This is a genomic window from Salipiger sp. PrR002 (assembly GCF_010500775.1).
GTDB lineage: Bacteria > Pseudomonadota > Alphaproteobacteria > Rhodobacterales > Rhodobacteraceae > Salipiger.
In genome coordinates, this window is the sequence record NZ_JAAGOU010000062.1 from 1 (window position 1) to 7,075 (window position 7,075).

Annotated in this window: 4 protein-coding genes and 2 pseudogenes; 3 read left to right on the forward strand and 3 right to left on the reverse strand. The window is 64.1% G+C overall.

The annotated features are described in order from the left end of the window. Nucleotides 1–666 precede the first annotated feature (666 nt). Nucleotides 667–2,739 carry a recombinase family protein gene (locus tag G0A00_RS25670; RefSeq protein ID WP_164214290.1) on the forward strand — a complete coding sequence of 691 codons (2,073 nt, stop codon included), beginning with the start codon at nt 667–669 and terminating at the stop codon, nt 2,737–2,739. Here the strand turns inward: G0A00_RS25670 and G0A00_RS25675 are convergent. Then, nucleotides 2,709–3,527 (reverse strand): annotated as a pseudogene (locus tag G0A00_RS25675) (IS3 family transposase); the annotation flags it as partial. The gene G0A00_RS25670 and the pseudogene G0A00_RS25675 sit on opposite strands and share 31 nt — an antisense overlap. Nucleotides 3,528–3,602: 75 nt before the next feature. Here G0A00_RS25675 and G0A00_RS25680 point away from each other — a divergent pair. After that, a complete protein-coding gene (locus tag G0A00_RS25680; RefSeq protein WP_164185576.1) occupies nt 3,603–4,643 on the forward strand; it encodes an IS110 family transposase in 1,041 nt (346 codons plus the stop codon). 265 nt (nt 4,644–4,908) lie between these two features. On the opposite strand, the pseudogene G0A00_RS25685 reads toward G0A00_RS25680, so the two are convergent. After that, nucleotides 4,909–5,178, reverse strand: a pseudogene (locus tag G0A00_RS25685) (transposase); the annotation flags it as partial. 192 nt (nt 5,179–5,370) lie between these two features. Here G0A00_RS25685 and G0A00_RS25690 point away from each other — a divergent pair. Further along, nucleotides 5,371–5,712, forward strand: a complete 342-nt coding sequence (locus G0A00_RS25690; RefSeq protein ID WP_164185577.1) for a zinc ribbon domain-containing protein YjdM — start codon at nt 5,371–5,373, stop codon at nt 5,710–5,712. Between the two features lie 237 nt (nt 5,713–5,949). Here the strand turns inward: G0A00_RS25690 and G0A00_RS25695 are convergent, their stop codons facing one another. Continuing rightward, complete coding sequence (locus tag G0A00_RS25695) at nt 5,950–6,981, reverse strand: succinylglutamate desuccinylase/aspartoacylase family protein (protein ID WP_164185578.1); 1,032 nt, start codon at nt 6,979–6,981, stop codon at nt 5,950–5,952. Nucleotides 6,982–7,075 lie beyond the last annotated feature (94 nt).

The window sequence follows — 7,075 nt, forward strand, 5'->3', positions numbered from 1 at the left end:
TGACCCCATCGAGTGGTCCGGGTTAAATGCTAATGCATGGTCGGCCTTCGATCCATGGGGATGAAGACCTCTGGCGCGGGCGCCCGATATCCAAGAGCGCTATGTGGCCGGTCCATGTTGTACAACTCAATCACAGAACACCCACGGGACCGAGGAGCGCGAGGTGCTCTACCCTTGGCACCCCTGGACGGGGCGAGTTGTTCACGTACACGAGGTGATCGCGAAGGCGGGCTGGGCTGCGTTTCGCTGTAGCCTGAGCGGTATCTCGTCGGACCGACGGCTGGAGGTTCCCGTCTGGATGTTCGATCGGGCGGCCTGCCAGTGCTGGCAAGTCGCGGTAACGCCGGTTGCCTCAGTGGCGGCTTTGCGAGCTCTGGCGGCATTGCTGCACGATGCGGCCGGCGTTCGTGATGGCGCATCGCAAATGCCAGATTCGAGCGCAACATCGAGCTCCCAGCAGGCGATTCCGGGAGATGCCGATGCCACGCCGACCAGCACCACAACAGCTCGAGTTGTTCACTCACCCCAGCGACGCCGACCAGGTCCCGGCGCCGCACTGGCAGACGTTGCCGGAGGAGGCGCGGGTAACGCTGACCGAACTGATGACCCGCCTGATCCTCGACCACGCCGCCGGCGCTCAGGCGCCTCGCCGGACGGAGGCACGACATGAAGCATGAGAAGATCAGTTCGCACCACCTGGAGCGCAAGGCGATCCTCTACGTGCGACAGTCCTCCGCCCACCAGGTGCTGCACAACCGCGAGAGCGGCGCTCTGCAATATGCGATGCGCGACCGGCTGGCGACGCTCGGCTGGTCCTGCATCGAGACGATCGACGACGACCTTGGCCGGTCCGCGGCGGGCGGCGTTGCGCGGGCGGGCTTCGACCGGATGGTCGCCGAGGTCTGCCTGGGCAAGGTCGGTGCGGTCGCGGCGCGGGAAGTGTCGCGCTTTGCGCGCAACAGCCGCGACTGGCAGCAGCTGATCGAGATGTGCCGGGTCGTCGACACCGTCCTGGTCGACCAAGAGGCGGTATATGCGCCACGCCAAGGCAACGACCGTCTACTTCTCGGTTTGAAAGGAAGTCTCAACGAGTACGAGCTCGATCTGCTGCGGCAACGGTCGCTGTCCGCCCGTTACGAGAAGGCCCGGCGCGGCGAGTTGATCGTCGCGGCTCCCGTCGGCTTCGTGAAGGCCGGCGACAGGCTCGAGAAGGACCCCGACCGCCGCGTCCAGGAGGCCATCACCCTTGTCTTCGACAAGGTGGCCGAGCTCGGCAGCGCCCGGCAGGCCCTGCTCTGGTTCCTGGAGCACGGGCTGGACCTGCCCGCAAGACACGCCAATGGCGACGTGATCTGGCGCAGGCCAACCTATGCCACCATCCACCGCATGATCGAGAACCCGGTCTACGGCGGCGCCTACGCCTATGGTAAGACCCGAGTTGTGCCGAGACACGGCGCGGCCGTTCCGCGAACCGGCAGCCGCCGCAAACCGCGCGCTGAATGGCTGGCGCTGAAGCCCGGCGCACACGAAGGTTATATCAGTTGGGAACGGGCAGAGGCGATCCGCGCGATGGTCAGCGACAATACCCCCACGAGCCGGCACCATGGGGCGCCCAAGCACGGCGATGCCCTGCTCGCCGGTCTCTTGCGCTGTCGGCGCTGTGGCCGCAAGCTGACGGTCCGCTACACTGGGGCCAAGCACGACATCCCGCGCTATTCCTGCTGGCGCGGTCTGCTCGACAACGGCGAGCCGCGCTGCATCGCCTTCGGTGGCCTGCGGGTCGACGATGCCATCAAGGATGCGCTGCTGCGGGTGGTCGAGCCGGGCGCCATCACTGCGGCCGCCGAGGCCGAGGCGCAGGTCGCCAGTCGCCGCGATCAGGTTCGCGACGCGTTGGCGCGAGACCTCGAAGCTGCCCGCTACGGTGCCGACCGCGCCTTCCGCCAGTATGATGCAGCCGATCCCGAGAACCGACTTGTGGCGGCAGAACTCGAAGCGCGGTGGAACCGCGCCCTCGCACGCGCCGCCGAGATTGAGGCCAAGATCGCCGCGCATGATTCTGCAACCTCCAGGCCTTCCTCCTTGGCGGCGCTGGATGCCGCCGCGCTCGGCACGGACCTTCGCACTGTCTGGGAGGCGCCAACGACCGATGCCCGGCTCAAGAAGCGCATCGTGCGCACCGTCATCCTCGAGGTGGTCGCCGACATCGACGACGACGCCTCCGAGATCGTCCTTCTGATCCACTGGATCGGCGGCATGCATACCGAACTGCGCCTGCCGAAGCGGCGTCGAGGCCAGCGCAACAGTACAGCACCAGAGATCATCGCGGCGGTACGTCAGCTCGTTCTCCTGGCCACCGACGATCTGATCGCCGGCATCCTAAATCGAAACGGTCTGCTGACCGGTCATGGCAACCGATGGACCCGGGAGCGCGTCACCGCACTCAGGTCGCATCACAAGATCCCGGTGTTCCGCCCGGCTCCCGACGGCACCGAACCCTGGCTCAACCTGACCAACGCTGCGCGCCTGCTCGGCGTCACGACCAAGACACTAAGACTGGCCGCCGAAGCCGGCAGCATCGAGGGCGTTCATCCGTTACCGGACGGTCCGTGGATCTTCGCCCGCGCGGAACTCGGCAAACCGCCAGCCCAGCAACTCACCCAGCGCGCCCGGCAGAACCCCAAATACCCCACCGGATCGCACCCCGATCAGCAAAACCTATTTACTTCAGAGGCATAGAGAGATGGGCGCAATGAAGCAGGATTGTAGTGTTTTCGCCATCTTTCGATGAGGATTTGCGCCTCCCTCAACGAGTAGAAGACCTCGCCATTTAGTAGCTCATCCCGGAAGCGCGCATTGAAGCTCTCGCAATAACCGTTCTCCCAAGGAGACCCCGGCTCGATGTAGGCGGTCTTCGCCCCCACCAGCTCGATCCAGTCGCGGACCTTCTGCGCGATGAACTCCGGACCGTTGTCGGACCGGATGAACTGCGGCGGGCCGCGCTGGATGAAGAGATCGGTCAGGGCGTCCAGGACATCGGTGGAGTTCAGCCGTCTGTCGACACGGATCATTAACGCCTCCCGCGTATATTCATCGAGGATGTTGAGCGTCCGGTAGGCCCGGCCGTCACTGGTCCGGTCCTGCACGAAGTCGTAGGACCAGACGTGGTTGGGATGTTCGGGCTTCAGCCGCACGCAGGAGCCATCACCCAGCCAGAGCCGGCCGCGTTTCTTCTGCTTGTGTGGGACCTTGAGCCCTTCGCGCCGCCAAATGCGCGCCACCCGCTTGTGGTTCACCTGCCAGCCCCCGCGGCGCAGCAGCACGGCGACCCGGCGGTAGCCGTAGCGGCCATACTCCCGGGCCAGTTCGATGACGTCGGCTGTCAGCCGCGCCTCATCTTCCCGGCCCTGGGGCGGCTTGCGCTGCGTGGAGCGGTGCTGGCCGAGCACCCGGCAGGCGCGGCGTTCGGAGATGCCGAGTGTCTGGCGCACATGCTCCACGCATTCGCGGCGGCGCGAAGGGCTTAGATGGGGTATTCGGAGGGGCGTCCTGCTGTGGGAGTCGCTGCATGATGTTCTTCCATAGCAACCGGGAGCGTTTCAATGTCACAGCAACACTTCGTAGGCCTCGATATCTCTGTGAAGACGACCGCGATCTGCGTTGTCGATCCAGGCGGCCAAGTCGTTCATCGCGAGTCCGTCGAGAGCGACCCGCAGATGATCTGCGAGAGCCTCCTCGCCTTGAAACTCGACTTTGGCCGGATTGGTCTCGAGGCTGGCCCGCTTTCACCTTGGCTCTATGTCGGCCTTGTCGACGCGGGGCTGCCCGCAATTTGCGTCGAGACACGCCATATGCACGCTGCGCTGGCCGCGCGGATCAACAAGACCGACCGGAACGACGCGCTCGGGATAGCGCAAATGATGCGGGTCGGCCTTTTCAGGCCCGTCCACGTCAAGACGCCGGCGAGCCAACAAAGGCGTCTTCTCCTGACCTCGCGCAAACTCCTGCAGCGCAAAGCTGCTGACATAGAGAACGATCTGCGCGGGCAGCTGCGAAATTTTGGCCTCAAGGTGGGAATGGTCGGCGCGGCAGGGTTTGATGCGCGGGTGCGCAAACTCGTTGCTGATGCTCCAGCCATCGCGGCAATTGTCATTCCGCTCCTCTTGGCGCGCGAAGCTCTACGGACGGAGCTCGCCAAGCTGCACAAGATACTCCTTGATGCCGTGCGTGTGGACCCTGTGTGCCGCCGCCTCATGACCGCGCCCGGCGTCGGCCCAATCGTCGCCTTCACGTATAGAGCCTGTGTCGACAACCCGGCTCGCTTCAGTCGGTCGAAATGCGTGGGTGCGCACTATGGCCTCACGCCACGCCTCTACCAATCGGGCGAGACGGCGAGAGTCGGGCGTATCTCGCGCTGCGGCGACGCCTTGATGAGAAGCGCGCTGTATGAGGCGGCGCTGGTTTTGTTGACCAATTCTCGCATCCCGCGTTGGAGCAGCCTCAAGTCTTGGGGCGTTGCCGTGGCGCGGCGCCGAGGTTTCCAGAAGGCGGTTGTCGCCGTGGCGCGCAAACTTGCCATCGTGCTACATCGCATGTGGCGGGATGACACCGAGTTCTGCTGGTCTTCTGCTCCCGCAGCCTGAACCTCACATCAGAACACCGAACTCCTCCGGCTCGGAGGGGCCCTGCGGGGACGACGGAAGGGGGCGAGACCGTGGAAACTCGAGCGGCACCGCAGTGACCGCGCGGCTCAGATGGCTCCGCCTACTTCCTCTGATCCCATCATGAGGCGGCAACCATGCCGACCTCGGAGAGAAGAACGAGCCCCGCAGGTTCAACGTACCGAGAAAAAAGCATTAAACCTTAGAAAGGGGAGTTGACCCATGATCTCCGAATAGAGAAGAAGTTTCCCCGTGCAGCCTCAGTCAGGATCAGCTTCTCGAGCGTCAGGTCAGACACCGCCCGCCGCAGCCTCAGGTTCTCCTTCTCGAGGTCCTTCAGCCGCGACAACTGTGCCCGGTTCATACCGCCATACTGCTTACGCCACCGGTAGAACGTGTGCTGCGATATCCCTATCTGTCGCACCGCATCGGCCATCGACAGGCCCTGGCCATGCAACACCTCGACCTGGCGCAGCTTGGTGACAATGTCTTCCGGCTTCTCACGCTTTCCAGCCATTCTGTAGTCCTCCTGTTCGCCGAAATCCTATCGGATTTCAGGCTTCGTGGGTGGACCACTTCAAAGGGGCTGGCTCACCGAGGCCTCGGTCGCTCCTCATTCGCTCAGTAGCAGTATCGGCAGTCAGACTGTCGGCTATGCGAAAACGCCGCTCCGCAGCCCTGCAAGAACTCTGCAAAGAAAGAAGCAAAGATGACAGATGCTCTACCCCCATGTCCGGAGTGCACTTCAACCTTCACGTATCAGATGGACGCTCTGCTCGTGTGCCCGGAATGCGGCCATGAGTGGCAGCCTGCGGCGTCCGAAGACGACTCTCCAGTGGTGCGTGACAGCGTGGGGAATGTGCTCATTGACGGCGACACCGTGACGGTCATCAAGGACCTGAAGGTCAAGGGGTCCTCTGCCGTCGTCAAGGTCGGCACCAAGGTCCGCGGCATCCGCTTGGTGGACGGAGACCACGACATTGACTGCAAGGTTCCGGGCATCGGGCAGATGGGTTTGAAATCCCAATTCGTCAAAAAGGTGTCCGACTGAATTTGCATCGGTCTGATCGCATGGCACCGTCGCGCATATCGGTCGATGCAGAGCGTGGAGTGATTGCTCGACTTCCACCGGCGGCGCATCGCCCTATTAACAAGAGCCCAGCCTATTGAGAAATTGCGCCGCCTCCCCCCTACTGCCAACCGCGCCGGACCAAACGCGCGTGCCGCGCGACAAACCGGCTGAGCTTCTTGGCCAGTCGTTTTGGGCCGCCGAACGGCCCCTTCTTTCTCAGTCAGCGCCGCTACCTTCACTGGATAGATCCCGAGGGCCAACGGATGGGCATGGGTGCTGCAGCACCTTGATGATCTTCGCGCCCCGGCGCGCAATGCGGCGGTCGCGCCGGGTCATGACCAGCCCCTCGAATGGGGCCCGCAGCTCGTAACGCTCGGCCCCAGCCACCGGCAGCACCGAGACCAGGAGTTGCCCTTCCCGGACCCAGTCGCCGACTGCGACATGGTAGAGCAGCGCTCCGGGAACGGGCGTTGCCAGGAGCCGGGCGTCATCGACGTTTCCGACGATGGGCTCGACCGGGGGTTTGCCGGCCAGGCTGTCGTCGATCGTGCCAATCTCGACAAGGTAGCGGTAGAGCCCGTCCGCGTCTTGCTCGCCCAGCTCTTGCGATACGTCCAGCGTGCCACGCAGCTCGATGGTCGCGGCAAATCGCGCCTCGACACCCCGGTCCTCCGTCGCCCATTGCGCCTTGACCGCAAGGTCGAAGGAAATCACGTCGTCGCCGGGTTCCGTCAGGATCACCGCCGCGCCGATGCAATGGGCAAGCCGGCGCCCTTCGGCCAACTGCGCCTCGGTCACGTAGCAATACACCGGCCCCTCGTCGTCGCAGTGCAGGTCGAGCACCACGTCGGCTGCGACCGCGCGCTCGAGGAGCGGCGCCTTGAGGCATTCCGGTGCGGGCCTGCCTTCGCGTTGCGCAAACGGCACCTCCGGGAAAGAGCGGTTGAAATTGACCCGCCCGTTGAGGTCGAACCGTCCGAGGGTCTCGCCAAGAACCCCCTGAGCAAGCCCGATCGGGTTTGCGTGCGGAACGAGGGTCACGTCGCCAACCAGCCGGCCGCCCATCTCGGCGGCATCGAGGCGCGGGATCAGGCGATCGAGCGCCACCATCCCGGGAAGCTCATGGGCATGAAGCCCGGCCTGCAAATAGACCGAGGGCCCGGTGCCAGCACCTAGAAACCGCACGACCCTGAGGAACAGCTCCTGGCCCCACGTATCCGCTTCCAGCGCGACATGTTCGATATGCATGAGGGTCTCCACACGCAGATGATGCCAACAGGAGGATGCTTCGTATGCGCCGTTTCCGCCCCATTGATTTGGGACGTTTTTGCCGTGTGACGTC

What these genes read in the sequence shown, in the direction of transcription:
- G0A00_RS25670 (WP_164214290.1), top strand. Translation starts at nt 667, where the DNA reads ATGAAGCATGAGAAGATCAGTTCGCACCACCTGGAGCGCAAGGCGATC.
- G0A00_RS25680 (WP_164185576.1), top strand. Translation starts at nt 3,603, where the DNA reads ATGTCACAGCAACACTTCGTAGGCCTCGATATCTCTGTGAAGACGACC.
- G0A00_RS25690 (WP_164185577.1), top strand. Translation starts at nt 5,371, where the DNA reads ATGACAGATGCTCTACCCCCATGTCCGGAGTGCACTTCAACCTTCACG.
- G0A00_RS25695 (WP_164185578.1), bottom strand. Translation starts at nt 6,981, where the DNA reads ATGCATATCGAACATGTCGCGCTGGAAGCGGATACGTGGGGCCAGGAG.